At 71.3% G+C, this 24668-nt stretch carries 27 protein-coding genes; 12 read left to right on the top strand and 15 right to left on the bottom strand.

Annotated features, from left to right (window positions below):
* Window positions 1-8: 8 nt before the first annotated feature.
* The 8 genes from ACTOWY_RS36130 to wzm form a co-directional block, all read right to left on the bottom strand.
* Window positions 9-1040: an NAD-dependent epimerase/dehydratase family protein gene (locus tag ACTOWY_RS36130; protein WP_441314087.1), complete on the bottom strand. Its 1032-nt coding sequence runs from the start codon at window positions 1038-1040 to the stop codon at window positions 9-11.
* Between the two features lie 13 nt (window positions 1041-1053).
* Window positions 1054-2475, bottom strand: a complete 1422-nt coding sequence (locus ACTOWY_RS36125; protein ID WP_441314086.1) for a GMC family oxidoreductase N-terminal domain-containing protein — start codon at window positions 2473-2475, stop codon at window positions 1054-1056.
* Window positions 2472-2810 (bottom strand): hypothetical protein, encoded by a 339-nt coding sequence (locus ACTOWY_RS36120; protein ID WP_441314085.1) that lies wholly within the window; start codon window positions 2808-2810, stop codon window positions 2472-2474. The genes ACTOWY_RS36125 and ACTOWY_RS36120 overlap by 4 nt, the downstream gene beginning before the upstream one ends.
* A gap of 32 nt (window positions 2811-2842) precedes the next feature.
* Window positions 2843-3961, bottom strand: coding sequence for a hypothetical protein (locus tag ACTOWY_RS36115; protein WP_247761021.1), 1119 nt, complete (start codon window positions 3959-3961; stop codon window positions 2843-2845).
* A gap of 92 nt (window positions 3962-4053) precedes the next feature.
* Window positions 4054-4329, bottom strand: a complete 276-nt coding sequence (locus ACTOWY_RS36110; protein ID WP_441314084.1) for a hypothetical protein — start codon at window positions 4327-4329, stop codon at window positions 4054-4056.
* A gap of 88 nt (window positions 4330-4417) precedes the next feature.
* Window positions 4418-5341: a galactofuranosyltransferase GlfT1 gene (gene glfT1, locus ACTOWY_RS36105; RefSeq protein ID WP_441314083.1), complete on the bottom strand. Its 924-nt coding sequence runs from the start codon at window positions 5339-5341 to the stop codon at window positions 4418-4420.
* Window positions 5338-6129: a galactan export ABC transporter ATP-binding subunit Wzt/RfbE gene (wzt, locus tag ACTOWY_RS36100; protein WP_441314082.1), complete on the bottom strand. Its 792-nt coding sequence runs from the start codon at window positions 6127-6129 to the stop codon at window positions 5338-5340. The genes glfT1 and wzt overlap by 4 nt, the downstream gene beginning before the upstream one ends.
* A gap of 15 nt (window positions 6130-6144) precedes the next feature.
* Entirely contained in the window at window positions 6145-6975 is an 831-nt protein-coding gene (gene wzm / locus ACTOWY_RS36095) for a galactan export ABC transporter permease subunit Wzm/RfbD (protein WP_441314081.1), read from the bottom strand.
* Window positions 6976-7219: 244 nt separating this feature from the next.
* Between wzm and ACTOWY_RS36090 the strand changes: the two genes are divergently transcribed.
* The 4 genes from ACTOWY_RS36090 to ACTOWY_RS36075 are packed head-to-tail and all read left to right on the top strand — an operon-like array spanning window position 7220 to window position 11017.
* Window positions 7220-8242 carry an ABC transporter substrate-binding protein gene (locus ACTOWY_RS36090; RefSeq protein ID WP_441314080.1) on the top strand — a complete coding sequence of 341 codons (1023 nt, stop codon included), beginning with the start codon at window positions 7220-7222 and terminating at the stop codon, window positions 8240-8242.
* On the top strand, window positions 8239-9228 hold the full coding sequence (locus ACTOWY_RS36085; protein ID WP_441314079.1) for a FecCD family ABC transporter permease: 990 nt from the start codon (window positions 8239-8241) through the stop codon (window positions 9226-9228). The genes ACTOWY_RS36090 and ACTOWY_RS36085 overlap by 4 nt, the downstream gene beginning before the upstream one ends.
* Window positions 9225-10244: a FecCD family ABC transporter permease gene (locus tag ACTOWY_RS36080; protein ID WP_441314078.1), complete on the top strand. Its 1020-nt coding sequence runs from the start codon at window positions 9225-9227 to the stop codon at window positions 10242-10244. The genes ACTOWY_RS36085 and ACTOWY_RS36080 overlap by 4 nt, the downstream gene beginning before the upstream one ends.
* Window positions 10241-11017 (top strand): ABC transporter ATP-binding protein, encoded by a 777-nt coding sequence (locus tag ACTOWY_RS36075; RefSeq protein WP_441314077.1) that lies wholly within the window; start codon window positions 10241-10243, stop codon window positions 11015-11017. The genes ACTOWY_RS36080 and ACTOWY_RS36075 overlap by 4 nt, the downstream gene beginning before the upstream one ends.
* Here the strand turns inward: ACTOWY_RS36075 and ACTOWY_RS36070 are convergent.
* Window positions 10999-12258 (bottom strand): MFS transporter, encoded by a 1260-nt coding sequence (locus tag ACTOWY_RS36070; RefSeq protein ID WP_441314076.1) that lies wholly within the window; start codon window positions 12256-12258, stop codon window positions 10999-11001. The two genes, ACTOWY_RS36075 and ACTOWY_RS36070, sit on opposite strands and share 19 nt — an antisense overlap.
* 89 nt (window positions 12259-12347) lie before the next feature.
* Here ACTOWY_RS36070 and amiA point away from each other — a divergent pair, with 89 nt between their 5' ends.
* The 5 genes from amiA (at window position 12348) to ACTOWY_RS36045 (ending at window position 17083) form a co-directional block, all read left to right on the top strand.
* The gene (amiA, locus tag ACTOWY_RS36065; RefSeq protein ID WP_246492469.1) at window positions 12348-12452 is read left to right on the top strand and encodes a streptamidine family RiPP; all 105 of its coding nucleotides are present in this window, start codon (window positions 12348-12350) and stop codon (window positions 12450-12452) included.
* A 71-nt stretch (window positions 12453-12523) separates the two neighbouring features.
* Window positions 12524-13312: a hypothetical protein gene (locus ACTOWY_RS36060; RefSeq protein ID WP_441314075.1), complete on the top strand. Its 789-nt coding sequence runs from the start codon at window positions 12524-12526 to the stop codon at window positions 13310-13312.
* 8 nt (window positions 13313-13320) lie between these two features.
* The gene (locus ACTOWY_RS36055) at window positions 13321-14748 is read left to right on the top strand and encodes a CocE/NonD family hydrolase (RefSeq protein WP_441314074.1); all 1428 of its coding nucleotides are present in this window, start codon (window positions 13321-13323) and stop codon (window positions 14746-14748) included.
* Window positions 14745-16112: a YcaO-like family protein gene (locus ACTOWY_RS36050; protein ID WP_441314073.1), complete on the top strand. Its 1368-nt coding sequence runs from the start codon at window positions 14745-14747 to the stop codon at window positions 16110-16112. The genes ACTOWY_RS36055 and ACTOWY_RS36050 overlap by 4 nt, the downstream gene beginning before the upstream one ends.
* Window positions 16109-17083: a hypothetical protein gene (locus ACTOWY_RS36045; protein WP_441314072.1), complete on the top strand. Its 975-nt coding sequence runs from the start codon at window positions 16109-16111 to the stop codon at window positions 17081-17083. The genes ACTOWY_RS36050 and ACTOWY_RS36045 overlap by 4 nt, the downstream gene beginning before the upstream one ends.
* 3 nt (window positions 17084-17086) lie before the next feature.
* On the opposite strand, the gene ACTOWY_RS36040 is transcribed toward ACTOWY_RS36045, so the two are convergent.
* From ACTOWY_RS36040 to ACTOWY_RS36025, 4 genes are all read right to left on the bottom strand, one after another.
* Window positions 17087-17638, bottom strand: a complete 552-nt coding sequence (locus ACTOWY_RS36040) for a PIN domain-containing protein (protein ID WP_441314071.1) — start codon at window positions 17636-17638, stop codon at window positions 17087-17089.
* Between the two features lie 11 nt (window positions 17639-17649).
* Window positions 17650-18060 (bottom strand): helix-turn-helix domain-containing protein, encoded by a 411-nt coding sequence (locus tag ACTOWY_RS36035; RefSeq protein ID WP_441314070.1) that lies wholly within the window; start codon window positions 18058-18060, stop codon window positions 17650-17652.
* 103 nt (window positions 18061-18163) lie between these two features.
* Window positions 18164-19450, bottom strand: coding sequence for a YncE family protein (locus ACTOWY_RS36030; protein ID WP_441314069.1), 1287 nt, complete (start codon window positions 19448-19450; stop codon window positions 18164-18166).
* Window positions 19451-19519: 69 nt separating this feature from the next.
* Window positions 19520-20071: a bacterial proteasome activator family protein gene (locus ACTOWY_RS36025; RefSeq protein WP_441314068.1), complete on the bottom strand. Its 552-nt coding sequence runs from the start codon at window positions 20069-20071 to the stop codon at window positions 19520-19522.
* 123 nt (window positions 20072-20194) lie between these two features.
* Here ACTOWY_RS36025 and ACTOWY_RS36020 point away from each other — a divergent pair, with 123 nt between their 5' ends.
* Both ACTOWY_RS36020 and ACTOWY_RS36015 read left to right on the top strand, forming a co-directional pair.
* A complete protein-coding gene (locus ACTOWY_RS36020; protein ID WP_441314067.1) occupies window positions 20195-21394 on the top strand; it encodes a cysteine desulfurase-like protein in 1200 nt (399 codons plus the stop codon).
* Window positions 21395-21415: 21 nt separating this feature from the next.
* Window positions 21416-22078, top strand: a complete 663-nt coding sequence (locus ACTOWY_RS36015; RefSeq protein WP_441314066.1) for a class I SAM-dependent methyltransferase — start codon at window positions 21416-21418, stop codon at window positions 22076-22078.
* On the opposite strand, the gene ACTOWY_RS36010 is transcribed toward ACTOWY_RS36015, so the two are convergent.
* Together ACTOWY_RS36010 and ACTOWY_RS36005 are read right to left on the bottom strand one after the other, a co-directional pair.
* Entirely contained in the window at window positions 22075-22908 is an 834-nt protein-coding gene (locus tag ACTOWY_RS36010) for an oxidoreductase (RefSeq protein WP_441314065.1), read from the bottom strand. The genes ACTOWY_RS36015 and ACTOWY_RS36010 overlap by 4 nt on opposite strands.
* Before the next feature lie 76 nt (window positions 22909-22984).
* Window positions 22985-23974 (bottom strand): NAD(P)H-quinone oxidoreductase, encoded by a 990-nt coding sequence (locus ACTOWY_RS36005; protein WP_441314064.1) that lies wholly within the window; start codon window positions 23972-23974, stop codon window positions 22985-22987.
* A 24-nt stretch (window positions 23975-23998) separates the two neighbouring features.
* On the opposite strand from ACTOWY_RS36005, the gene ACTOWY_RS36000 reads away from it, so the two are divergent.
* The gene (locus ACTOWY_RS36000) at window positions 23999-24667 is read left to right on the top strand and encodes a GNAT family N-acetyltransferase (RefSeq protein WP_441314063.1); all 669 of its coding nucleotides are present in this window, start codon (window positions 23999-24001) and stop codon (window positions 24665-24667) included.
* Window position 24668 lies beyond the last annotated feature (1 nt).

Here is a 24668-nt window from a genome sequence, read left to right as displayed (position 1 = left end):
AAGTTCTCCTAGAGATCGATGCCGCGGGACCGGCACCAGCGGATGCTGCGCCGCATGCCCTCGGCCAGCGCGACGGTGGGCCGGTAGCCCAGGTCCGCGGTGGTGGTGGCGACGTCGCAGGCGATGGTCTTGTCCAGCTCGCCGAGCACGTGCAGCTCCTGGCTGTACCGGCCGGTGGCCTGCACCAACCGGTCCGCGCGCTCGGCCAGCGCGCCCAGTGCCTGCGGCAGCCGCAGCTGGCGCCGGGAGATCGCGTAGCCCTCCTCGCGCAGCACCTGCCGCACGGTGGCCACGACCTCCCGCATCGGATACGGCCGCTCATCGGCCACCCAGTAGCCGTTGCCGGGCGCCTTGACGTGCCGGGCGGCCAGCTCCACGCCCTGGATCAGGTTGCCGACGTAGGTCATCGAGCGCCGCATCGACCCGTCGCCCAGCAACGGGAACCGGCCGTGCCTGCACAGGCTGAAGAAGGTGGTCTGCCGCGCGGGCTGCCATTCGCCGTAGAACCACGGCGGCCGGACCACGGTGGTCTCCAGGCCGTCGCCGTTGGTGGCCAGCACCGCGATCTCGGCATGCATCTTGGACTCGCCGTAGCCCAGGTAGGGCCGGTAGGGCTCGCTGTGCCGGAACACCTCCGCTGGACCCGGATTCACCCCGAACGGCGAGTTCGAGGAGATGTGCGTCAGCCGCCGCACCCCCGCGGCCCGCGCCGCGGCCAGCAACGCCTTGGTGCCCAGCACGTTGACCCTGGTGAACTCCTCGGTGCGGCGCGGGTGGATCACCCCGGCCGCGTGCACCACGCTCGCGCCCCCGGCCCCGGCCAGCAACCGCCGGGTCACCTCCGGATCGGCGATGTCCCCGACGTGCACCGCGACCCCGGGATGCGCGGCGAGCACGGCGGGCACCTCGGCGGCGGCCGGGACCAGCACCCGGATCCGGCCCTCGGCGGTGTCCTTGAGGTGGGCCAGGTAGGCGCGGCCGAACCAGCCACTCGCCCCGGTCAGGACGGTCAGCTCAGCCGGTGGAACCAGGTCGGACATGAAGACCTTCTGCTCAGTCGAGGCGGCCGGTGAGGAAGCGCTGCGCGTTCCTCGCGGCGACCGCCATGATGGTGCCCTGGGGGTTGACGCCGGGTGCTGACGGCAGCAGCGAGGCGTCGTTGACGTGCACGTTCACCGTGCCGTGCACCCGGCCGTAAGAGTCGGCGCCGCAGCGGGCGAGGTCCTCGCCCATCGGCACCGTCCCGCACAGGTGCACGGTCATCAGGCTGGACCGGGCCGGGGTCATGGCCGCGGCCGCGGCGGCGATCCCGGCGGGGTTGGCCACCACCGGAGCACCGCGGAAGGACGGGTAGAGCACGCTGGCCCCGGCGGCCAGCAGCAGGTGCGCCAGCCGGGCCAGCCCGCTGCGCAGCAACTCGTGATCACCGCGGGTGAGCCGGTAGCTGACCAGCGGATCGGCGAACCCTGGCAGCGCCAGCACCCGCCCACGGCCAACGCTCTGGATCGCCGCGTAGTAGACGAACAGCTTCTGCCAGCGCCGCATCGCGGGTCCGAACGCGGGCCAGTTCTCACTCAGCGCCAGCGCCAGCAACGAGGGCCGGGAGGCCGAACCGCCGAAGGACAACGCCGGGCCGAACTCCTTGACCTGGTACACCGGCACGTCAGCAGCGGGATCGTTGACCGGCTGGTCGAACTCGGCGGTCACCTTCACCGTCGGATGCACCGACAGGTTGCCGCCGATATTGCGCCGCAACCCGGACCGCTGCAGCAACGCCGGCGTCTGGATCGCACCCGCGCAGACGAACACGTGCTCGAAGCGCACCCGCTCGGTCCGCCCGGTGCCCACATCCCGCAGCACCGCGGCCACCGCCCGCGGCCCGCTCAGCTCCAGCCGCAGCGCCCGGGTCCGCTGCCGCAGCTCCACTCCGGCCGCGATCGCCCGCGGCCAGTAGGTGACCGACATGGTCTGCCTGCGCACCCCGCGCTCATCGCAGATCGCCCACCGGGGAACCTCAAAACCCCGCCACCCCAACGCATCCGCGCCCCGGGCCAGCACCTGCGAAGAGGCCGGCATGGCCCACGGCAGGGTCGAGACGGACAGTTCCTTCTCGATCAGATCGCTGTGCGCGGACAGCTCGGGCACGCCCAGCCCGTCAATCCGCCAGTCCCGCGACCAGCCGTCGAGCAGTTCAGCCGACGGCCGGTGGTACAGCCCGGAATTGACCTCCGACCCGCCACCGACCCCACGCCCCTCGGTGTAGGCCACCGACGGCCGCCCCAGCGCCGCGGTCAGCCCGCCACCCCGGTACTGCCGCCGCATCTGCTCCAGCGAGAACGGCTCGACCGAACCAGGCTCGGTCCAGTCCCCCTCCTCGACCGCCAGCACCCGCAATCCGGCCTCGGCCAGCGCCCGCGCGGTGACCGCACCCCCCGGCCCGGTCCCGATGACCAGCGCGTCCCACACCCGGCTCACCGGTGTTCCCGCTCAAACGCCCCGGCCAGCCCCAGCCCCCGGGTGAGCCGCACGAACTCGGCCACCACCGGCAGGTTCACCCGGGCCACCCCCGGCCCCAGCACCCGCCGCGCCACCAGGTACCCCACCGCCGCCACCGCCACCCCACACCGCAGCAGATCCGGCATCCCCAGCACCGCCCCGCGCACATGCGCCACCGCGGCCGCCCGCTGCGCCGCGGAGGCCGCCGGCAGCTCCACTCGGAGCAACGCCTCGGTGACCTTCGGCGCAAGCGATGCCGCCACCCGGCCCAGCAGGGCGGGTAGGGAGAGGCTTGACGAGCGGCGAACGGACATCGGGGCGGAGATTACACTCCGCGCCGGAGTGGTTACGCAGCCGACCCAACCGGGCGATACCGATCAAGGTCCACGGTGCTCGTGGCGGTCTCCAGCGCGTGCAGCGACACGTACCGCTGCCGCCGCACGAAGGCGGAGCCCAGCCCGGTGCCGGCGTGCGGCAGCGGTGCGCCCAGCCGACGGTGTTCGGGATGCCCTGGACCGGTCAACAGGAAGACCTGGTACCGCCCGTCCGCCCAGTCCGGCCGGGATACCTCGATGACCGTGGCGATCTTCCGATCGAACCGGTTTTCCGACCTGCGCAGCCGGCTTATTTCCTCCGCGGACCACTCCACGTTGTCTCGCCGATGCAGCACCGCCGGAATTTCCGGCTTGATCTCCCGATCGGCGTAGAACGCGACCCGTTCGACCGGCCGGAAGGCGCGCCCTGATTGACACACATAGGCGTGGCAATTTTCATAGAGCGGCCAGGCCTGCCTGGCCGGAATTACAACGGTGTCATTTTCGGTGACCGGCCGCTGGGCGTACACGGACATCACGGTGCTGCGCCGTTCGAGCCACTTCGCCGCAGCCGGGTCGATGTAGGCGGCCAGTTCGAAGATCTGCCTGACCTCAAAGGGAATGTCGACGTTGATCGTTGAATCGTGGTGGGCGAGACGGTTGCGGAACTTCCGGACCCGCTCGACGGCCACGGCGATCTGCTTGCGCTTGCCGGAGGAGTTTGGGAAGGCCCGGTGCAGGCAGTCGCGCCACAGTTCCTCGTACCTGGGGCCGAGCAGCCCTGACCAGAACCCGAAGCTCAGTCCGGCGATGATCTGGTGCCGGGTCTCCTTCCGCTGCGGCCGAAGGCGCTCTCGGACGGCGGCCACCGCAACGGCGACATGGTCCCCGCCGGGCGTTGGCAGCAGAAACCACGGAATTCCACACCGGTCCTCGTGGAAATGTTGACGGAGGCAACGATCCAGTGCGTTGCGGAGCAGCACTTCAAGATGCCCGACAGCCTCGAAAGCCGCCGCTGATGTTCGCGCACTCCACTCGTACAGTGAAAGAGCCTCACCTTTGTCGTTGCGGGCCTGTTTGAGGTATGGGGCCATCCGAGGCTCGGACAGCATGCTCCACACCACAGAAACATCAGCCTCGACAGACGACATGCACCGATGCTACCGTCACAGACGAACGCCCCAGTGTCGCCTCTGATTCAAGCGCCTGGGGCTTCCCCATGTATTCGTCAGCCCAGCCGTCATCAGGGTGTCAGCGCGGTCTCCCGGCTGGCCGCCACCGGTGCCTTTCCGTACAGCCCACCCGGCGCGTTCACCGGGCCGATATGCGCCGTGGCCACCTGCGCGAAATTGACCACGATCTCCCCGCCGTCCTCGGTCGGCACCGCCTGGGTGCTCGCGGTCTCCAGGTGCCTGCGCAGCCGGGGGCCGAGGTCCGCCGCGGCCTCGTCGGTCAGTGCGATCCGCACCGGCTCGCCAACCCCGGCGATGTGCAGGATGAGTGCCTGTTTCTGTGCCATGGGGGCAAGGTGACCATGGAAACCCTTGGGGCACAACGCAAGTTCGCCCGTAGCGGATCCGCTACGGGCGAACTTGGCGATCAACGACTCACTTGCGGAAGAACTTCTCCCTGCGCCCCTGCAGCACGAGCTTCACCCACTCGGCAAAGGCCTTCGGGTCCTTCTTCTGACCCAGGAAGTACAGCCCGAACCGGACCGCCTCCAGCAGGCCCAGCTTGCGCATGCCCGGCTGGGACAGCAGGTAACCGCGGTTGCGGTAGGTGTAGTAGCGCTTCACCGGGTCGCCGGGGTCCTGGGCGTGGAAGCGGCCGCCGAGCATCGGCTTGAACTCGTCGGAGCCGTCCGGGTGGGCGTAGGCCACCTTCAGCGTGGTGCCGAAGCGCAGGCCGCTGCGGACCACCCGGCGGTGGATCTCGACCTCGTCGCCGCGGAAGAACAGCCGGTAGTCCGGCACGCCCACCACGTCCAGGGTGGAGGCGCGGAACAGGGCGCCGTTGAAGAACGAGGCGATGCCGGGCAGGAAGTCGGGGCTGTCCGGGCTGGACAGCTCCTCGCGGCGGCGCTTCCAGGTCAGGCCGCGGCGCAGTGGGAAGGCCAGCGTGTCCGGGTGCTCGATGTTGACCACGACCGGGCTGACCGCGGCCAGGTTGCGGCGTTTGGCCTCATCCAGCAGCACCTCCAGCACGGTGTCGTCGGCGGGGCGGCCGTCATCGTCGCCCAGCCAGACCCAGTCCGCGCCCATGGCCAGCGCGTGCAGCATGCCCAGGGCGAAACCGCCCGCGCCGCCGAGGTTGCGCTGGGACAGCAGGTAGGTGGTCGGGATCGGGGTGGCCTCCACGACCTCGCGCGCAGGCTGGTCCGGCCCGTTGTCGACCACGATGAGGTGGTCTGGCTGACGGGTCTGGGCCGCGATCACCTTCAGTGAATCGGCGAGCAGTTCACGCCGGCGGCAGGTGACCACCACCGCGATGACCTTGCCCTCCGGCGACTTCGACCCAGCCCGATCAGTCATGGTGTGCCACCAGCTCCCACGGAAGCGTGTTCGTCGTCATTGGCGAACGGGTCCCTGCCCTTGTAGTGGGTGAGCACCTCGCGCAGCGGACCATGCTCCCGGACCTGCCCGTGGTCCACCCAGATCGCGGTGCTGCACAGGCTCTTCAGGAACTCGTCGGAGTGCGAGGCGAACACCAGCATGCCGGACCGCTTGACCAGGTCGTTGAGCCGGTCCCGCGCCTTGTCCAGGAAGGCCGCGTCAACCGCGCCGATGCCCTCGTCCAGCAGCAGGATCTCGGGGTCGATCGAGGTCACCACACCGAGCGCGAGGCGCACCCGCATACCGGTGGAGTAGGTCCGCAGCGGCATCGACAGGTAGTTGCCCAGTTCGCTGAACTCGGCGATGTCGTCGATGCGGGCTTCCATCTGCTTGCGGGTCATGCCCAGGAACAGCCCGCGGATGATGATGTTGTCGTACCCGGAGATCTCCGGGTCCATGCCGACGCCGAGGTCGAAGACGGGCGCGACCTTGCCGATGATCCGCGAGCTGCCGCGGGTCGGCTCGTAGATGCCGGAGAGCAGGCGCAGCAGGGTGGACTTGCCCGCGCCGTTGTGCCCGACCAGCGCGACCCGGTCACCGTGCTGCAGCGAGATGGAGACATCCCGCAGCGCCTCGATCACCGGCACCTTGTTGTCGGTGCCGATCTTGCCGCCTGCCTTGCCGAGCACGGCCTTCTTCAGCGACCGGGTCTTGGCGTCGAAGATGGGGAACTCGACCCAGGCGTTCTGTACGTCGATGCTGACCATGGGAATTCAGCCCCCTTACACCCAGTAGGACACGCGGGCACGGTAGTTGCGCAGGAGCACCAGGGCGGCCACCCAGCCGACCACGGTGATGATGCCGACGATCAGCCAGTGGTGGAACAGCTGGTCCTGGCCCAGCAGCGGCCGCCGGATGATCTCGATGAAGTGCAGGAACGGGTTGAACTCGGCGAGCCACGCGCGGTCCCGGACGACCGGGTTCGAGTGGTTGGCCAGGATGTTGAAGTCCCACACGATCGGGGTCATGTAGAAGAGCAGCAGCACGACGCTGCCGATGATCGGCGGGATGTCCCGGAAGCGGGTGCTGATGATGCCGGTGAGCAGCGCGACCCAGCCGCCGTTGAGCACGATCAGCACGAACGCCGGGATCGCGTACACCACGGTCCACTTCAGGTCCTGCGGGAAGATCGCCAGCATGATGAAGTAGATCAGGAAGTTGTGCGCGAACAGCAGCACCTGCCGCCACACCAGCCGGAAGACGTGGGTGGTCAGCGGCGAGGGGAGCTGTTTGATCAGGCCCTCGTTGGCGATGAAGACGTTCGCGCCCTCGTTCACGCAGTTCGAGATGAACGTCCAGCAGACGAGACCGACGGTCACGTATGGCAGGAAGAACTCGATGGGCGCGTTCTGGATCGCCGAGAACAGGATGCCCATCGCCAGCGCCATGACGCCGGTGCTGATGGTGATCCACAGTGGACCGAGCACGGAGCGCCGGTAGCCCTGCTTGATGTCCTGCCAACCGAGGTGGCCCCAGAGCGAGCGCTGGTTCCATCCGGCGCGCAGGTCTGCGAAGGCCCGGCCCCAGCTGCGGTACGCGCGGGCAGTGTTCACCGCTGGATTTTCAAGAGTGCTGCTGGACACGAAAGTGAGGGTACCGGCGCGACAATCCGTACTTGGCCACCGGTGGGTCATAGCGCGGTCGCGGTGCGCGATGACCGGCCGCTCGAACAGTGGATTTCACCAAGCGTGGCGTTAGGGGATCGTGACGGTCCCCACGACTTCCGGGTGACAAAACCAAGGCAAGATGAAAACCGTTATCGTCTTGCTTGGTCCCGTTCCCCCCTGGAGGTGCCTGGTGCGTCCGCCGCACGCCAAGATCGGCCTGCTCAGCCTGGTCACAGTGTCGACAGTCCTGGTTTCCGCGTGCACCGCGGCACCACCCGCAACCGCTCCCACCAACACCGCGGGCAGCGCCGGAGCCGACGTTCCGGTCAGTGCCGCGCCGTTGACGCCCTCGCTCAGCGTGACCGACCCGAACGGGCAGAACCTGACCCTGCCCAAGATCCCGGAGCGGATCGTCTGCCTCACCGGATTGTGTGACGACGCGCTCACCGAACTCGGACTGAAACCGGCGGGCAGCTCCAACGCGGTGCTGCTGACCCTGCCGCAGCTCGCCGGCGAGGCCGGCAAGTCGGTGCCGGTGGTCCCCGGCAGCTTCGGCCAGGAGGACGTGGAGGCGATCGGCGCGCTCAAACCGGACCTGGTGATCGGACTTTCCGGTGTGCACGACGGACTCCGGCCCGCGGTGACCAAGTTCAACGCTCCACTGTGGACGGTCAACCCGAACAGCTGGGAGCAGTCCGTCGGTTACCTGCGTAACCTCGGCGCGCTCACCGGTCGCACCGAGCAGGCCGTGGCCGCGGAGACCAAATTCCGGACGAAACTGGCCCAGGCCATCGCCACCAGCAAGCAGAAGGGCCTGCACAAGCAGACCGTGCTGCTGATGTTCGGCAGCGCCGACTCGATCGGCGTGGACACCGCCGACTCGATTAACGGCAAGCTGCTGGGCCAGCTCTTCGGCTATCCGTTCCCGGCCAAGGGCACCAACGCCGAGACCGCGAACACCTACAGCGTCGAGGAGATCCTGGCCAAGCAGCCGACCGTGGTCTTCGTCTACTCCTTGATCTTCGCGGCCACCGACAAGAAGCTGTCCGAACAGCTCGCCGCGAACCCGGTGTGGAAGCAGGTGAAGGCCGTGCAGTCCGGTCAGGTGCACGAGGTCGTGCCCAAGCTCTGGGGCTCCGGCCGGGGCACCCGCAGCCTCGGCGCGATCATCGACGAGGCGATCGCCAAGGTGTCCGCGGCGCCCGCGGCGTGAGACGGTTCCGCGCACCGTTGCTGGCCGTGCTGGCGTTACTGGTGGTCGGCACGGCCACGCTCTGCCTGGGCACCCCGCTGGTCGGGATCAACCGGCTGCCTGCCGCCTTCGCCGCCGAGACCGACCTCGAGCACGCCGTGGTGGTGCTGCTGCGCACGCCCCGGCTGCTGCTCGGGCTGTGCGCGGGCGCGGCACTGGGCGCGGCTGGACTCCTGTTGCAGGAGTCGCTACGGAATCCGCTGGCCGTGCCGGAGCTGCTCGGCGTCTCCAGCGGCGCCTCGGCCGCGGTGGCCATCACCGTGGTGTGGGCGCTGCCGGTGCCGGGCGCGCCGCTGGTGCCTGCGTTGCTGGGCGCGGTGCTCGGCGGGCTGCTGACCCTGCTCGCCGCGCGGAAGGCGGTCGGACCGGCCGCGGTGCTGCTGATCGGGGCCGCGGTCAGCGCCGGGTTGCAGGCGATCATGTTCACCGGGCTGTCGCTGTCGGACTCCCGGGAGCAGGGCGTGCTCTTCCGCTACCTGCTGGGCTCGCTGACCGGCACCACCTGGGACACGGTCGCCTTCGCCGCGCCCGGCCTGCTCGCCGCGTTGCCGCTGGCCCTGCTCGCGGTGCCGGCGCTGGGCCTGCTGCGACTGGGCGATGACACCGCCTCGGCCCTGGGCCTGCGCGCCGACCGGGCCCGGCTGGCGGTGCTGGTGCTGGCCTGTGCGCTGGTCGCGGTCGCGGTCGGACCGGCAGGGCCGATCGCCTGGGTCGGTTTCCTCGGCCCGCAACTCGCCCGGCGGCTGCGTCCCTCGGCCGAGGCCAGGGGCTGGCTGGCCTGGTCGGCGCTGTTCGGCGCGCTGCTGGTGGTGGTGGCCGATCTGCTCGCCCGCACCGTGCTCTACCCGGTCGAACTGCCGGTGGGCGGGCTGACCGCGGTGGTCGCGGTGGTGCTGGGCGCGCTGCTGATGTTCCGTCGCCGCGCGGACCGGGAGGCACTGGGATGACCCGCGCACTCGCCCTGCCCGTGCTGGCGGTGCTGCTGGCGGTGGCCGCGCTCGCCCAGCTCTCCGTCGGCAGCTCGGTCGGCCCGCTGAACACGCTGGGCGCGCTGTTCGGCAGCGGGACCGAACTGGAACTGACCATCGTCGGCGAACTGCGGTTGCCGCGGATGCTGGTCGCCCTGGGCACCGGCGCCTGCCTCGGTCTGGGCGGCGTGGTGCTGCAGGCCGTGCTGCGCAACCCGCTGGCCTCGCCGGAGGTCACCGGGGTCGGCTCCGGCGCGGTGCTCGGCGCGGTGACCGCCACCGTGTTCGGCCTGGCCGGGACCGCGAGCGGACTCACCGCGGCGGCGGTCCTTGGCGGGGTGCTCGGCGGCGCCGCGCTGTGGCTGATCGCCTCCAGGGCGGGCGCGGATCCACTGCGGCTGGTGGTGCTCGGCGTGCTGGTGTCCGCGGTGCTGGCCGGGCTGTCCCTGGTGCTGCTCACCGCTCGCCCGCAGCTGGCCGGGGCGGCCGCCCGCTGGCTGGTCGGCTCACTCAACGGGCGGACCTGGGAGCACTGGCACGCGCTGTGGCCCTGGTTGCTCGCGGTGGTGCTGGTGCTGGCCCTGGTCGCGCCGGCGCTGGACCTGCTCGCGGTGGACGACGACCACGCCCGCGGCGTCGGCCTGGCGGTCACCCCGTGGCGGAGCCTGGCCCTGCTCGGCGCGGTGCTGGCCACCGCGGCCGCGGTCGCCGCGGTGGGTGCGGTGGCCTTCGTCGGGCTGCTCGCCCCGCACGCCGCCCGGCTGCTGGCCGGGGCCGAGCACCGGTTGTTGTTGCCCGCGGCCGGGATCGCGGGTGCGGCCAGTGTGTGCGGTGCGGATTTCCTCGCGCAGGCGGTGACGCTGCTGGTCCCGGCCTCGGGCAGCCAGCGGCTTGGCGTGCCGGTGGGCGCGGTGACCGCGCTGGCCGGCGCGGTGGTGTTGATCGTGGTCGCGCGCCGGTTCTCCAGCGCGCTGGCGGGGAGGGATCAGTCATGATCAGTGGCACCGGCATCACCGTCCGGTTCGGCCAGCGCACGGTGCTGTCCACTGTGGACATCCGGGTGGCGGCGGGGGAGTGGCTCGCCTTGGTGGGCCGCAACGGCTGCGGCAAGAGCACCCTGCTGCGCGTGCTGGCCGGGTTGCACCCGCCGGATGCGGGCACCGTGACCCTCGGCGCGGACGAGCTGAACTCGTTGTCCCGCAGGGAGATCGCCCGCCGGATCGCGGTGCTGCCGCAGGCCATGCCCGCGGTGCCCGGACTCACCGTGCGCCAGCTGGTCCGGCAGGGCCGCTACGCCGTGCGCGGCCCGCTGGGCATGCTGCGGGCCGGTGACGACGAACCGGTGCGCCGGGCGCTGGCCGAGACCGGGGTGGCCGAGTACGCCGACGCCGCGGTGGACCGGCTCTCCGGCGGCGAACGCCAGCGGGTCCGGCTGGCCCTCGCACTGGCCCAGGACGCCCCGGTGCTGCTGCTCGACGAACCCACCACCTACCTGGACGTCCGGCATCAGCTGGAAGTCCTGGAGCTGGTCGCCCGGCTGCGGGCCGAACGCGGGCTGACCGTGGTGACCGTGCTGCACGACCTGGCCCAGGCCGCCCGGTTCGCCGACCGGGTGCTCGCGCTGCGGGATGGCGTGGTGCACGCGGACGGCCCGGCCGCCGAGGTGGTCGACGCGGATCTGCTCGCCGGGGTCTTCGGCGTGCGCGGCCGGGTCTGGCGGGACGAGCACACCGGTCGCCCCGCCTGCTCCTACGACACGGTGCTGTAGACCGGTTCCGGCCTGGCCTCGGTGCGCAGCGGCGAGCACCAGGCCAGCACCACGCCGACCGCGAGCACACCGACCACGGCGGCGAGTCCAGCGCTCGGGCTCGCCGCCACCGCCACCGCGCCCGCCAGCGTCGCGCCCAGCGGCTGACCCACTCCCCAGGACAGCATCCGAGCCGTGGTGTTGACCCGTCCTTGCAGCTCAACCGGGGTGACCTGCTGCCGGAAGGTGATCGCGTTGATCACCACCGTGGTGTAGGCGGTGCCCCAGGCGATCGCGGCCAGCGCACCCAGCAGCCAGTGCGAGCTGAACACCACCGCCAATCCGGACAGCAGTGAGGCGGGCAGCGCCCGCAACGCCAGCCGCGCCGGTCCCAGCCGACGGCTCAGCACCGGCACCAGCTTGGCCGCGATCAGCCCGCCAACGCCCCAGCAGCTCATCAGCACCGCCAGCCGGGCATCGCCGCTGGGCGGCACGCCGAGCGAGCGGTCCGCCCACGGCACCACCATCGCCACCCAGGCCCCGCCAGCGGCCGAGTGGGTCGCGCCGACCAGGGTCAGCGTGCGCACGGTCGGCTGCCGCCACAGGAAGCCCAGCCCGGCCCGGACATCGGCCTTGATGTCGGCCATCGACCGCGGCCGCCCGGCCCGGTCCGGCGCGGACAGCGGGCGCACGATGGCCCGGATCAGCAGCGCGGAGATGCCGTAGCTGAGCGCGTCCAGGGCCAGCATCGGCGCGGGGGAGAAGAGCGTGACGGCCAGCGTGGCCAGCGGCGGCACCACCATCTCCACCACCGTGGTCACGCCGAACACGGTGGAGTAGGCCGAGGTGGTCCGGTCCTTGCCGACCAGCGTGGGCAGCGCGCCGAAGTTGGCCGAGTCGAAGACCACGAACAGGGTCTGGGACAGGAACCCGACCGCCACCACGTGCACCGCGCTCAGCCCGTCCAGCGCCCACGCGATCGGCACGCTGGCCAGCAGCAACGCGTTGAGCAGGTCCACCGCCACCATCAGCGCGCGCCGGTCCAGCCGGTCAGCCAGCGCGCCCGCGAGCAGGCCGAAGAGCAGGTAGGGCAAGGCTTCCGCGGCGGCCACGGCCGCGGTCCAGGCCGCGGAACCGGTCAATCGGTACACCAGGATCGGCAGCGCGACCACGGTGACCAGCGAACCGGCCACGGACACCACCCTGGCGGCCAGGTACCGGCGGAAGTCCGGGTCCCGCCGGAGGGCTACGACGTTCGTCACCCGAGCACACTAACACTATTGGTAATGACTTTCATTTGTGATAGGCATGAGGAGGTTGAAGGTCAACCGCGATCTGGAGGAGGTACGAGATGGACAAGGTCTTCGTGCGCGTCGAGGCCGAGCGCGAGCTGCCGCACAACTCGGCTAGCCACAGCAACGCCCTGGTCGAGAACCCGTTCGCCGACCAGGACTGATTCCGGTCTGACCTCAAGGTGGCCCGTCGTACCCCGGGGTGCGGCGGGCCACCGCGGTGGTGGAGGTGCGTATGAGCAAGCTGACGCCGGGTGCCGTGCTCTTCGGCCTGCCCGCGGACCGGACCGCGCTGCGCTCGCCCGAGGGCGAGGTGCTCGACATCGCGCTGCCGCCGGAGGTTCTCGCCGCCGTGCGGGCCACCCTGTCCGGCGCGGGGCAGGCCCCGCCGGAGCTGGCCGCCTTCGCCGCGGCCGGATACCTGGGTCGCCGCCGGAGCTGGCTGGCCGACCGCGCGGCCGTCGGCATCCTGGCCGCTGACGACCTCGCCGAGTCCTACGCCGACCTGCTGCGCGGCCACGGTGCCCAACCCCGCCTGCTGACCAGCGCCGACTCCTTCGACGGCCTGGCCGCGGTCTGCGCCCTGCACGACGGCCCCGCCCCCGAGTGGTGGACCGAACTGGACGAACTGCCCGACCGCGGTATCGCCTGGCAGCGGCTCAGTCGCGAGGGCAGGCACGCGCTGCTGGAACCGGTCGCCGCCACCTCGACGGACGTCCGGCACCGCGACGTCCGCCTGCGCCGCCTGGCCGCCGCCGGTTCCGGGCATGAGCACCTGACCGCGTACTGGGCCCAGCGGGATGTGCTCACCGGCGCGGAGCAGTTCGACCCCGCCGACTTGAACCTGGTGCTCTCCGCCGCCGCACTGGATCTCCGCGTCTGGGCGACCGAGCAGCTCACCCGCACCGCTGGATCCCTGGTGACCAGCGAACTCCCCGCCAACCGGCGCCTGCGCGTGCTCGACCTGGACACCAGCGCGATCACCGACCACCCGGTACTCCGGGTCCCGGACTGTGCCTCTTGAAAAGCCCCATGGCACTAGAAGTAGAGGGGCACCTCGTCCCCGCCGCGGACGAGGTGCCCCTCGCTACCACCGTGTTTCGCTCTCCCGAGCGCGAGCGATCTCCGGTGGTACTTCTTCGTTCCCCCTACGATCAGCGGCTAAACCACGCCGAGGGAAGAAGTTGGGCGAGCCGGGGTTTTACCTGCGTAACGGCGGATACCCGGGGAAGATTCGCCTCCGGCGGGACCTTTCTCCCTTACGTGCACGAACGCTCCGACGGGGCCACGCTGCTCGACTGGGTGCACGCCCAGGACTTCTGCGACGGCCGGGTGCTGCTCGCCGGCGCCTCCTACGGCGCCTACTGCGCCCTGGTCACCGCCGCCGCGCGCACCGCGCCGGTAGCCGGGGTGATCGCCGCCGTCCCGGCCATGGGTCCCGGTGAGACCGCCCGCGAACCCGGTGGCGCCGCCCGGCTGGCCTGCCGCGCAGGCTGGTGGTCCGAACACGGCGGCACCGCTCAGCCCCGCCCACCGGCCGATCTCGACCTCACCCAGCTGCCCGTCCGCGACCTGATCGACCAGCCCGGCTGGCCCGAACTCTGGTCCGCCCCCCGCCGCGGCCCGCTCTGGTCCGAACTCCAGCACTGCTCGGCGCCCCTGCTCGCCATCGGCGGCGTGCACGACCCCTTCGCCGCCGACACCGCCGAACTGGCCGCGACCTGGGGCGGCCCGGCCCGCCTGGTCCTGGGCCCCTGGGGCCACCTCCTGGACAGCCAGGCCCCCGGCGCCGCCCTGGCGGGCAAACGCATCGGCTCGCTCTACCTGGCCTTCGCGCACGCCGCCCTCAACGGCCTGACCGGCGACGGCGCCTGGATCGCCACCGGCGACCACTGGTCCCACTGGCCCACCAGCACCGGCCCCACCCATCACCTGTCCGTGGTCCGAGGCGTGTTCACCGCCGACCCCGCGAGCCCCTTCCCCTCCCGCGCCCCCGCCGCCGACCTGAGCATCGACGCCAACCGCCCGGACCGCGCCCTGCTGCACTCCGCCCCACTGCCCGGCGGCGTGCTGCGCGGCCGCATCGGCGTCCGGCTGCGGCTGCGCGCGGACACCCCGGACAACGACTGGCTACTCCGACTGTCCACAGTGGACGACAATCGCCAGCTCGCGCACACGATCTTCCGCGACACCGCCCCACCCGGCCACCCGGTCGAGCGCACCGCCGAGCTGGGCCCCCTCGGCGTCGAGCTACCCGCCGGAACCCGGCTGCGCCTGGAAATCGCCGGCCACCACTGGCCCCGGCACGCCCGCAACCCGCACACCGGCGTGGACCCGGTCGACGCGATCGAGCTGCGCGCCAGCCGCCGCGAGGTGCTGGCAGCCGAGTTCACCCTGCCCTGGGCCACCGCCACCGACGCGGTGGCCGCGGCGAACCTGATCGAGGAGGTGGTCCGGTGAGCCTGCCGCCGGAGACCATGGTCGACCCGCTCACCGGCATCGTGCGCCGGTTCGTCGACGTCGCGCCGGTGCCCGGACTGCCGCACCGCTACCGCGGCGTCACCGCCGAGGTCTCCGACGCCCGCCGCCTGGGCGCCTGGCCAGCCGACCGGGTCAGCCTGGGCACCACCTTCGGCGACGTCGAAGGCGCCAGGGTCGCCGCCCTCGGCGAGGCCGTCGAACGCTACTGCGGCAACCGCCTGCCACCACTTGAGGACCCGCGTCTCCGTCGCACCACCGCCGCCACCCTGGCCGCCGAGGGCCACCGCCACTTCGGCCCTGCCGACCTGCCGTTCTTCGCGCCCTGGCAACACCGCGAACCCGGCTTCCCGTACCAGGAATTCACCCCGGACACCGAGCTGCTGTGGACCCGCGGCGAGGAGGACGGCGACCCCTGCTGGCTCCCCGCCTCCTGGGTCTACCTCAACTACTTCACCGGCGAACGCAGGCGTGAACCCCGCCTGCACCACCTCAACTACGCCGGCATCGCCACCGGCGCCGACGCCCCCGACGCCCACCGCCGCGGCCTGCTCGAACTCCTGGAACGCGACGCCCTGGAACTCTGGTGGCACCTGGGCGCCCCCAGCAGAGGCATCGCCCTGGACTCGGTCCCCGGCCTGCGCGCCGACCTCGCCGGCACCCGCCTCAAGATCCACCTGGTCGAACTCCCCACCGAACACCCGGTCGCCTGCGTCGCCGCGGTCGCCATCGACGAGGAAACCGGCATCGTCGCCGGCGGCGGAGCAGCCCGCTTCGACCCGGCCGAAGCCTGCGCCAAGGCCGCCATGGAAGCCATCCACACCTGGGTCTTCACCCTGGGCCTGCTCGAACCCGACGGCTGGGTCTTCGACACGATCAAGGCCGGAATCCTGGCCAAGGGCCTGTACCTGGACCACCGCCCAGACCGCCACTACCGGGACAACGCGGGCCCCCACTTCGCCCGGGTCCGGGACCTGGGCGCCCAGCCCCAGATCTGGCTGGATCCCAGGACCCAGGAATCCCTGCTGCACCGCTTCACCAGCCCCACCACCCACATCACCGCGGCAGACCTCCCCACCGGCACCTTCCCCGATCTCCAAGCCAGCCTCCGCGCCCAAGGCTGCCGGGTAGCCACCGTCGACCTGACCACCCCGGATGTCGCGGAAACCCCGTGGCGGGTACTCCGCGTCGCCGCCACCGGCCTGATCCCCAACGCGCCGGCCGCCTTCCGCTACCTCGGCCTGCCCCGCTGGCGCGAGGCACAGCGAGCCAGGGACTGGGCCCCGGCGGCCAATCCGCTGACCGGACCGGAGGGCCTGGTCCTGGACCCGCCCCCCTTCCTGTGACCGCGATCGAACAGGCCCTGACCGCCGCCTGGACCGGCGCCGATCCAGGCCCCACCATCCTGGCGAACTGGCCGCCCAGCCGCCGCCGCTTCGCACCCGGCCCGGCCCAGGAACTCCCGCGCCATCCGGCGCCAGGCCCCGGCCCACTGCTCGATCTGTCCCTGGCGGGCGACCCGGCGCGCAAGGTCGGCGGCGTCCGCCTCCGCCGGGTCCCCTCCGCAGGTGGCCGCTACCCCGTCAACGCCTACCTCGGCTCCGCCTACTACGACCCCATCACACACACCCTGCACGGCCAGCCAGGCAACACCATCACCCTTGCCCTGCAACCACAACGCACCACCTGGCGCTACGGCCCCCGCTCCCTCCCCGTCCTCCTGCTCGACCTCGGCCACGCCCTGGCCGCCATCCTCACCGCCGCCCGCACCCTCGGCATCCCCGCGAATGCCGCCCTCACCCCACAACCACCGCGGCACGGCGAATACCCACTCGCCACCATCCACCTGGGACTGTCCACAAAGGACAAATTAGACACGCCAACCCCGGTTCCCCTCCCGGATCCTCCTGCCTTGCCCCTGATCGAGGACGCGCTCACCGAACTGAGCACCCACCCAGCCACTCCCTTGCCCTGGCAACCGCCGGACGTCACCCCGGAAACCCTGCTGGCCCGCCGCACCGCCCCCTGGCCCACCCGCGGCCCGATCACCCTGCCTGGCCACGGACTCACCGCCATCCGGCCCACCGAGGACCTGGCCCTGCGCTCCTGCGGCCAACCCGAACTCGCCAACGCCGAACTCCTGCTCCTGGCCACCGGCGAGCCGGAGCCGTTGGACTTCGTGCGAGCGGGCATGGCTGTGCACCGGGCCTGGTTGCTGGCCACCGCCGCGGGATTGTCGGTCCGGCCGGTGGGGTGCTGGATCCGGGCTTGGCATGACGGCCAGCGCGTATTGCACGCGCTGGCCGTGGGGCCGTGATCGTCAGAGCCGCTCGTGGCAGGCGGCTGCGAAGCGCGGGCAACCATGTCCTTCGCTGCCGAGGATTTCCAGTAGATCAGCTACGGTCCGCGGATGTCGGCGATGCCGCGTCACCTGGCGGCGTAGCGCTGCCAGCACCGCGACTGGTGACAGGTCGAGTTGATCGAGCAGGAACTCGTCCTGATGAGACGCGGTCAGGTCGTAGGGCGCCAGCGCAGCCGTGGGGAAGTCCCGCAGGTTCTCCGTGACCAGGGTTTCGGCTCCGCCGCGGACCGCCGCCGCGAGCACGTGCCGATCCTTGCGGTCATTGGTCATCGCGGTGATCAGGTCCTCGTAGCCGCTGACCTCGGCATCGGGAAAGTGGCTGGTCATCTGCGTGATGCGATGGCCGACCTGGACCTCGGTCGCTCCTCGTCTGCGCAGGTTCCGATCAAGCTCGTCCAGCACACCCGCCGACCACAGCGGCCGGTAGAGCCCGCATTCGGCGATGCTCAGCAACGTGTCGCACAGATAGGGCTTGAGCAGCACGCAGGTGTCCAGAAAGACCGGGAGCACGGACCGTCCGATCAGCTCTGCTCGTCCTCCACCGGCCGCCGTTCGAACGGCGTGTCCAGTGGCAGGTCGTACAAGCCGTCGTCCTCGCCGGCGCGAACCATCTCATCCAGCCCTGCCGCTCGGGCCCGGCGGGCGCGATCCTGGTAGGCGAGCACATCGGCCAGCATGATCCGCCGATGGCGGTTCGGCTGCTCATAGGGGATCTCGCCCGCTTCGAGCAGGCGCACCAGGGTGGGACGCGAGACGCCGAGCAACTGGGCGGCTCCGGACGTGGTCAGCACCGTGTGATGCGGGACGATCGTGATCGCCAGGCCCTGGGACATGGCTTGCACGACGTCCCGCAACACCTCGAAGACCTCTGGTGGCAACTCCAGGTGGGTCCCGTCCGGATCCACCAGTGCCGGGCTCAGCAACGGAATCATGCGCGACAGTCGCTCCGGTTGCGCCGGAGGCAACAGAGTTCGTTCACGCATGGTCGCTGTCATGGCCTCAGTCTAGCCCCAAAACGAACAAAACGAAACCGGTTCAGCGGCCAACCAGGTCCGCGTGCCGGACCCCGGGCTCCCACACCGCAACCGACCCGCCGCCGCTCAACGCGGTCGGCAGCTTCAACTCAGCGCACACCCGCTTGGTCGCGGTGTTCACCACATCCACCCGCCCCTGACCACCGGCGGTCACGAACGCCCGCCCGCCGTCATCGGTCAGCGCCACCCGCCGTCCCTGCGCGCTAAACGGGTCTGTGCCGCCCTGCGGCCCACCCGGCAGCGTCCCCAGATCGACCCGGCCGGTCACCTTCGCTGTGCCCAGATCCACCAGGACCAGTTCGTCCGTGCGGCCACCCTGCACCAGGTAGCCGGCCAGGGTGTCGGACAGGCCGAAGCGGTACAGGTAGCCGGTGCCCAGGGGGATTCGGTGGGCTTCGCCGGTGGTGGCGTTGGCCAGGTAGGCGTCCTCGGTCCACTGGGTCCAGTCGGTGGCGCGGTCGTCGCGGACGTAGCTGGCCACGGTGCGGCTGTCGTCGGCGAGGCGGAGGTAGAACGCGCGGCCGCCGGTGCGGCCGGAGATGTTCCAGGGCACGGTGCGGGCTTGGGCGAAGGTGCCGTCGGGGTTGGTGGGCAGCAGGTCCAGGCCGCGTTCGGTGGCGGCGGCGATCACCCGGTGCCGGGCGGAGAACGCCTCGCCGTGGCCGTGCGCGCCGATCTCGGCCGAGCGGGCGGGGGCCAGCGGCGCCTCGCCGGTGTGGGCCAGCAGGTCAAGGCGCGGGAAGGCCTGGACCGCGGCGGGTTCGTCGTTGCGCAGCAGCACCGAATCGGTGGCGGCGTCGATGAGCACCCCCGGCTCACCGGCGGCCACCGGGACCTCCTTGGTCTGCCAGGTCCGCAGGTCCACCAGGGTGAGGTGGGCGCCCTCCGCGTGCGCGGTGGCCGGTTCCTCGTGCTCGTGGTGGGCGGCGCTGCTGACCACCGCGTAACCGCCTGCCGGGTCCACGGTCAGGTGCGCGACCTCGCCGTCCACCGGCGCGGTGCCCAGCACCTTCGGCGTTCCGCTCAGCTGCAGCACCACCAGGACGTGGTTGCGGTCGTCGACGAAGATCGCGCGCCCGTCCGGCAGCGTCACCACGCCCGCGTGGTCGTTGACCACCCGATCGGGCAGTGAGCCGGTCACCCGGCCGGTGGCCGGGTCGAGCACGTGCACGGTGGCCGCGCGCTGGTCGGCCACCAGCACCCGGGCCCCGGACGGGGCGGCGACCGCGGGTGCGGCTGACGTGGCCATGGCTAACGCCGCCGCCACCGCGGTGAGGGTTTTCAGCATGTCGTCCTACCTCCTGAAGGGTCACTTCAGGAGGAGACGATAACCATTTTCAATTAGCTTGCCAATGGATCAGAGATACTGCCCGCCGCCGCCCCCCAGGTGCCCGCCCTCGGCCTCGCCGCCCTTGCCCGGCGGCAGCGCGCCCCGGCGCATCTGCTCCAGCTGCACCCGCGCGGCCATCTGCTGGGCGAACAACGCGGTCTGGATGCCGTGGAAGAGCCCCTCCAGCCAGCCGACCAGCTGGGCCTGGGCGATCCGCAGCTCCGCGTCCGATGGCGTCACGTCGTCGTTGAACGGCAGCGACAGCCGCTCCAGCTCGTCCCGCAGTTCGGGCGCCAGGCCCTGTTCCAGCTCGGTGATCGAGGACTTGTGGATCTCGCGCAGGCGGTTGCGGCTCGCCTCGTCCAGCGGCGCGGCGCGCACCTCCTCGAGCAGCTGCTTGATCATGGTGCCGATCCGCATGACCTTGGCCGGCTGCTCGACCATGTCACTCACATCGTTCCCCGGCTGCTCCCCATCACCGTCGGTGACCGAGGCGCCGAACGGGAGCGCAGTGCCGATGGGCGTGCCATCCGGTCCGATCACCACGACCTGCTGCTCGCTGTCGTTGGGCTGGTTCATGTGCACATCCTCGCTCGCCTTGGTGGCCGAATGCGACCCGGATACCCCGAACCGTCGCCTACCCGCGGTCACCAGGTAACCCCGGGGTTCGCGCGATTTGGCGTCCTCCGTACGGTGTCTTTCATGGCGTACGACGTCGCTCGGGTACGGGGCTTGTTCCCCGCGCTGGGCGACGGGTGGGTCCACCTCGATTCACCAGCGGGTATGCAGGTACCCGAACAGGTGGCGACCGCGGTCTCGACCGCGTTGCGCGCCCCGGTGTCCGGGCCGGGTGGAATCTTCCCGGCCTCACAGCGGGCAGAGGCGATCGTGGACGCGGCCCGTCGCTCCGTAGCCGACCTGGTCGGCTGCGACCCGGCCGGCGTGGTCCTCGGACCCAGTTCCGCCGTCCTGCTGCAACGCCTCGCCGATGTCCTCGGCGAAGCCTGGATGCTCGGCGACGAAGTGGTCGTCTCCCGGCTCGACCACCCCGGCAACGTCTCACCCTGGGTACGCGCCGCACAGCGCGCGGGCGGCAGCGTGCGCTGGGGCGAGATCGACATCGAGACCTGCGAACTGCCCGCCTGGCAGTACGACGGGCTGATCACCGGCAGCACCAAGGCGGTGGCCATCACCGCCGCCTCCGGCGCCGTCGGCACCCGCCCGGACGTCCGGCACGTGGCCGACGCGGCCCGCAAACACGGCGCCCTGGTCGTGGTCGACGCCTCCTCCGCCGCCCCGTTCGTGCCCCTCGATGTGCTGTCCATGGGCGCGGACGTGGTCGCCGTGTCCGCCTCCGCCTGGGGCGGCCCGCCGGTGGGCGCACTCGCCTTCCGCGACGCCGCCCTGCTCGACCGGCTGCCGTCGGCGGCCCTGGAACACGGCGCCCGCGGCCCGGAACGCCTCGAACTCGGCCCGCACGCCTACCCGCTGCTGGCCGGACTCGTCTCCTCCGTGGACTACCTGGCCGGACTCGACGACGCCGCCATCGGCCCGCGCCGGGAACGCCTGCTCACCTCACTCGGCTCGGTCAAGGCCTACCAGGCGGGCCTGCTGGCCAACCTGATCAACGAGCTGCGCGCGATGCGGCACGTCATGGTCATCGGCGACGCCATGCGCCGGGTGCCCTCCCTCGCCTTCACCATCACCGGCGCCAAAGCCTGGGAGGCGGTGGAACATCTGGCCGAACGCGGGGTGTGCGCCTTCCACGACTCCGGGCACAATGGCGTCTTCGCCGCACTCGGGGTCGGCGAGGTCGGTGGCGCGATCCGGGTCGGTCTGGCCCACTACACCAACGCGGCCGAGGTTGATCAGTTGGTGCGCGCGGTCGCCGAACTGCGCTGAGCCGGGCCGCATGGAGGCTGGTTGAACGACTCGCTCGCGCGAGCCATGGGTGACCTGGCCGCCTGGCACAAGCTCGCGCCGCTGCTCACCGAGTACCTGCCCTTCGGCGATGCCTCACTGCGCCCGTCCGGACTGACCGCCGTGCTGGACGAGGCCATGATCGGCAACCGGACCGTGCTGCTGGAATGTGGCAGTGGCTCCTCCTCGGTGGTGGTGGCCCGGATGCTGGCCCGCCGCGGCTTCGGCCACCTGCTCTCCCTGGAACACGACGAACGCTGGGCTGCCTTCGTCAACACCCAGCTCCGCAGGGAGGGCCTGCACCAGATCGCCAGGGTGGTGCACACCCCGCTCAGTGGTCACCCGGCCGCGGTCGGCGCGCTGCACTGGTACACCCCGCAGCTGGTGCACGACGAGGTGATGGCCTACGTCGACCGCTTCGGCCTGGTGGACCTGCTGCTGGTGGACGGCCCGCCCGCGTTCGAGCCGGGCAAGGACCTGGCCCGCTACCCGGCGCTGCCGGTGCTGCGCTGGGCCCTCGCGCCGGGCGTGACCATCCTGCTCGACGACGTCGACCGGCCCGGCGAGCTGACCGTGCTCACCCGCTGGCAGGAGCAGTTCGGGCTGCGCTTCCGCGCCGACCCGACCGGCTCCCGGCTGGCCATCGGCGTGCTGGAACCCGGCTAGGCCGGGAAATCGGTGGACCGGCTGACCTGCGCCCACGCCTGGGCCTCGGCCATCTGCCGCTCGTTCGCCGCCACCGTCACCTGCAGCGCGTCCGAACCCAGCAGCAGCCGCCGCGGCGGATCCGGGTGCTCGATCAGGTCCGCGATCACCTGACCCGCTCTGGCCGGATCGCCCGGCTCCCGGCCCGCCCGCTGCTCGCGGTAGTCGGTCATCATCCGCAGCGTCTCCGCGTAGTCCGGTCCGGGCGCGGCGATCCGCATCGACGGTCCTGCCCAGTCGGTGCGGAAACCACCCGGCTCGACCACGGTCACCTTGATCCCCAGCGGCGCCAGCTCGTTGATCAGCACCTCGGAGAAGCCTGCCACGCCGAACTTGGCCGTCTGGTAGGCCGAAAGCCCAGGTGAGCCGCCGACCCGGCCGCCGACCGAGGAGATCTGCACGATGTGCCCGGAGCGCTGTCCGCGCAGCACCGGCAACGCGGCCCTGGTCACGTTGATCACGCCGAACAGGTTGGTCTCCACCTGGGCCCGGAAGTCTTCCTCCACGGTCTCCTCGAAGGCCGCGCTGTTGGCGTAACCGGCGTTGTTGACCACCACGTCCAGGCCGCCGAACTCCCGCACGGCCAGCTTGACCGCTGCCTGCGCGGCGGCGGGGTCGGTGACATCCAGCGCGGTCGCGCGCACGGCATCGCCGTAGGTCTCGGTGAATTCGGCCAGGTCCCCGGGCCGTCGCGCGGTGGCGACCACCCGGTCTCCACGGGCCAGCGCGGCCCTGGTGATCTCCCGCCCGAGACCGCGGGAGCTGCCGGTGACAAGCCAGATTTTGTTCATGCCACCAGGGAACACCCACGGTCCGCGGTTGTCAACCAACTAGTTAGTTACGTCGCACCGCCGGGCCGATTTCCGTTCACCCGCGGACAAGCAGGATCTTGCCGACCACACCGCCCGCTTCCAGCAGCCGGTGCGCCTCGCCCGCCTCCTGCATCGGCACCCTGGCGTGCTCGACCACGGCGACCTTGCCCTCCTCGACCAGCGGCCACAGGCGCGCACGCACGTCCGCGACCACCTCGGCCTTGCTGCCCGGCCCGTCCACCGGACGGCCCCGCAGCCCGGTCGCGGCCACGCTGGCCCGCTTGGCCAGCAGCTTGCTCAGGTCCAGCTCGGCCTTGCGGCCGCCCTGCATGCCGATCACGACGAGCCGACCGCCCGCCGCCAGCACGTCGATGTTGCGCGCCAGGTAGGAGGCGCCCATGTTGTCCAGCACCACGTCCGCGCCCTTGCCGCCGGTGGCCTCCTTGACCACCTCGACGAAGTCCTGCTCGCGGTAGTTCACCGTGATGTCCGCGCCAAGGCGGGCGCATTCGGCCAGACCCTCGGGCGTCCCGGCGGTCACCGCGACCGTCGCGCCCAGCGCCTTGCCGATCTGGATCGCGCAGGTCCCGATGCCACCGGCGCCGCCGTGCGCGAGGAAGGTGTCCCCGGCCGAGAGCCCGGCCAGCATCACCACGTTGGACCAGACCGTGCAGGTCACCTCGGGCAGTCCGGCCGCGGTCACCAGGTCCACGCCCTTGGGCGCGGGCAGCACCTGCACCGCGGGCACCGCTACGCGCTCGGCGTAACCGCCACCGGCCAGCAGCGCGCACACCTCATCGCCGGCCTGCCACTGCGTCACACCCTTGCCGACCTTGACGATCCGGCCCGAGCACTCCAGCCCAGGCACCGTGGTCACCCCGGGCGGCGGCGGGTAGAAGCCCTGACGCTGCAACAGGTCGGCCCGGTTCACCGCGGCCGCGACGATGTCGATCACGACCTCGCCCTGAGCCGGCTCCGGATCGGGCCTCGGCGCCCAGCGCAACACCTCTGGACCACCGGGCTCGCGGATACTGATCGCGTACATGCCCTGAAAGCTAGACCCAATTCGGTGGCGGGGCAGTCCGCCATCCCGGACGATCCGGGCATGGACCCCTGGCCGTTCCGCCACCTGGTACTGCGCACCCCGCGCCTGGAACTGCGCCCGGATGACGACGCCGGCCTGCTGGAACTGATCGAGGTGGCCCGCAAGGGCGTGCATCCGCCGGAAGAGATGCCCTTCTCCCTGCCGTGGACGGACTGGCCGCACGAGCGGATGGCCCTGGGTGCGCTCCAGCAGCGGTGGCGGTCGCGGGCCGCACACACCGCGGCGAGCTGGGACCTCGGCTTCCTGGTCCGGCACCGGGGCAAGGTGATCGGCACCCAGAGCCTGGTGGCGCAGGACTTCGCCGAGTTGCGCGAGGTGAGCTGTGGCTGCTGGTATGGCCTGGAACACCAAGGTCAGGGCTTCGGCAGTGAGGCGTGGGCCGCGGTGCTGGCCTTCGCCTTCGACCACCTGGGCGCCACCCACGCGCACGCCACGGCCTTCGTGAACAACGCCGGATCCCGCGCGGTCAGCCGCAAGCTCGGCTACCAAGACAATGGCACCCGGCGGGTGCTGCAACGGGACAAGGCCACCTTCCAGATCGACCAGCGCCTGACCCCGGCCGAATTCCTCCGCCCGGACTGGGCACTCCAGGTCGAGGGCCTGGAGGCCTGCCGAGAACTGTTGGGAGCCTGAC

The organism is Crossiella sp. CA198, assembly GCF_052078295.1.
Taxonomy (GTDB): domain Bacteria; phylum Actinomycetota; class Actinomycetes; order Mycobacteriales; family Pseudonocardiaceae; genus Crossiella.
The sequence above is the reverse complement of the archived record's forward strand: the minus strand, read 5'-3'. Positions and strand labels throughout refer to the sequence as shown.

Coding starts and splice junctions, on each gene's coding strand:
- ACTOWY_RS36035 (WP_441314070.1), bottom strand. CDS start 18,060: ATGATTCCGTTGCTGAGCCCGGCACTGGTGGATCCGGACGGGACCCAC.
- ACTOWY_RS36075 (WP_441314077.1), top strand. CDS start 10,241: ATGATCAGTGGCACCGGCATCACCGTCCGGTTCGGCCAGCGCACGGTG.
- ACTOWY_RS36120 (WP_441314085.1), bottom strand. CDS start 2,810: ATGTCCGTTCGCCGCTCGTCAAGCCTCTCCCTACCCGCCCTGCTGGGC.
- amiA (WP_246492469.1), top strand. CDS start 12,348: ATGGACAAGGTCTTCGTGCGCGTCGAGGCCGAGCGCGAGCTGCCGCAC.
- ACTOWY_RS36005 (WP_441314064.1), bottom strand. CDS start 23,974: ATGTACGCGATCAGTATCCGCGAGCCCGGTGGTCCAGAGGTGTTGCGC.
- ACTOWY_RS36115 (WP_247761021.1), bottom strand. CDS start 3,961: ATGTCGTCTGTCGAGGCTGATGTTTCTGTGGTGTGGAGCATGCTGTCC.
- ACTOWY_RS36025 (WP_441314068.1), bottom strand. CDS start 20,071: ATGAACCAGCCCAACGACAGCGAGCAGCAGGTCGTGGTGATCGGACCG.
- wzt (WP_441314082.1), bottom strand. CDS start 6,129: ATGGTCAGCATCGACGTACAGAACGCCTGGGTCGAGTTCCCCATCTTC.
- ACTOWY_RS36130 (WP_441314087.1), bottom strand. CDS start 1,040: ATGTCCGACCTGGTTCCACCGGCTGAGCTGACCGTCCTGACCGGGGCG.
- ACTOWY_RS36060 (WP_441314075.1), top strand. CDS start 12,524: ATGAGCAAGCTGACGCCGGGTGCCGTGCTCTTCGGCCTGCCCGCGGAC.
- ACTOWY_RS36010 (WP_441314065.1), bottom strand. CDS start 22,908: ATGAACAAAATCTGGCTTGTCACCGGCAGCTCCCGCGGTCTCGGGCGG.
- glfT1 (WP_441314083.1), bottom strand. CDS start 5,341: ATGACTGATCGGGCTGGGTCGAAGTCGCCGGAGGGCAAGGTCATCGCG.
- ACTOWY_RS36055 (WP_441314074.1), top strand. CDS start 13,321: ATGGCACTAGAAGTAGAGGGGCACCTCGTCCCCGCCGCGGACGAGGTG.
- ACTOWY_RS36030 (WP_441314069.1), bottom strand. CDS start 19,450: ATGCTGAAAACCCTCACCGCGGTGGCGGCGGCGTTAGCCATGGCCACG.
- ACTOWY_RS36020 (WP_441314067.1), top strand. CDS start 20,195: ATGGCGTACGACGTCGCTCGGGTACGGGGCTTGTTCCCCGCGCTGGGC.
- ACTOWY_RS36080 (WP_441314078.1), top strand. CDS start 9,225: ATGACCCGCGCACTCGCCCTGCCCGTGCTGGCGGTGCTGCTGGCGGTG.
- ACTOWY_RS36110 (WP_441314084.1), bottom strand. CDS start 4,329: ATGGCACAGAAACAGGCACTCATCCTGCACATCGCCGGGGTTGGCGAG.